General features: G+C 59.4%; 1 protein-coding gene. It reads left to right on the top strand.

Features of this window, described 5'->3' with window-relative positions; genetic code table 11:
* The first annotated feature begins 452 nt into the window (after positions 1–452).
* Positions 453–1,178: a 5'/3'-nucleotidase SurE gene (gene surE, locus AB7S84_RS14430; protein WP_020875307.1), complete on the top strand. Its 726-nt coding sequence runs from the start codon at positions 453–455 to the stop codon at positions 1,176–1,178.
* The last annotated feature ends 16 nt before the right edge of the window (positions 1,179–1,194 follow it).

Below are 1,194 nucleotides of genomic sequence, written 5' to 3'. Positions count from 1 at the left end.
CTCATGAAACCGTTGCCGTTCAGGACGACGGCTGGTCGGGAAACCGAATCCTCCTGATCCGTGCATCTCTATAAAAGATGTCTGAAATTGTCAAGAGCTCAATAAAATCGGAATGTATGGATTTGAAACAACGATATGCAACTTAAATTAACGAAAAGAACTTTCGGCAGTTGTAGTGGGAGAGACCGAAGACTGAAGACCGAAGACTGAAGACTGAAGACTGAAGACTGAAGGGGTGCCCTTGTGGCGAACGGAGAGTTTATGCCCCTTCGGTCTTCAGCCTTCAGCCTCCAATAGGGTGCTCCTGTGACGAACGGCGCATGTATACCCCTTCAGTCTTCAGCCTTCAGCCTTTTCCATCACGCAAAGGCACCTTGATTTTTTCGATCTTTTCTGGTCTCATGAAACATTGAGAAAAGATTTGACCTGATGCATATACCGGGAGGGTGTCAATGATGAAGGTGGTGCTGACCAATGACGACGGCATCGACGCGCCGGGCCTTGCCGCCCTGGTGGCGATCATTTCGGAAATCGCCGTGCCCGTCGTGGTGGCCCCCAGGATCGAGCAGTCCGGGGCGGCCCACCGGGTGACGGCCCGATCGCCGATACCGTTTCGGCAGACGGGCGAGAATCGGTACTGGGTGGATGCCTCGCCGGCGGACTGCGCCCGGGTGGCCTTGAAGCACCTGGTCCCCGATGCCGGTTGGCTGATCTCCGGGATCAACGCCGGCGCCAATCTGGGTTCGGACGTCTACAACTCCGGAACCGTGGCCGCGGCCCGGGAGGCCGCCATCCTGGGGTGCCGTTCCATCGCCGTGTCCCAGTACATCGCCAAGGGCCATGCCGTGGATTGGACCGTTACCGCCGCCCATGCGGCGCCCATCCTTCGCATGTTGATATCGGGCCGTCTCGAGGCCGGAACCTTCTGGAACGTCAATCTCCCCCATCCGCTCCCCCGGGACCCTGTGGTGCCCTACCGGTTCTGCGACCTCGATACCCATCCCCACGCCTACACCTATCGCGTGGAAGCGGGGCAACTGATCTACCAGGGGACGATCCACGAGCGGCCGCGTGCTCCGGGACGGGACGTGGCCGTCTGCTTCGACGACGGCGCGGCAGCCGTCACCCGCATCCCCATCGGCACCTGCGCCCTGAACGAGCGTTCCTCGAAAGACTGAAGACTGAAGACTGAAG

This window comes from Desulfococcus sp., assembly GCF_050178255.1.
In the GTDB taxonomy this organism is placed as follows: Bacteria; Desulfobacterota; Desulfobacteria; order Desulfobacterales; family Desulfococcaceae; genus Desulfococcus; species Desulfococcus multivorans.
This window is presented reverse-complemented; position numbering and strand designations above follow the sequence as displayed.

Bases quoted from the DNA above. Each gene is read 5' to 3' on its own strand.
- surE (WP_020875307.1), top strand. From the start codon at position 453: ATGATGAAGGTGGTGCTGACCAATGACGACGGCATCGACGCGCCGGGC.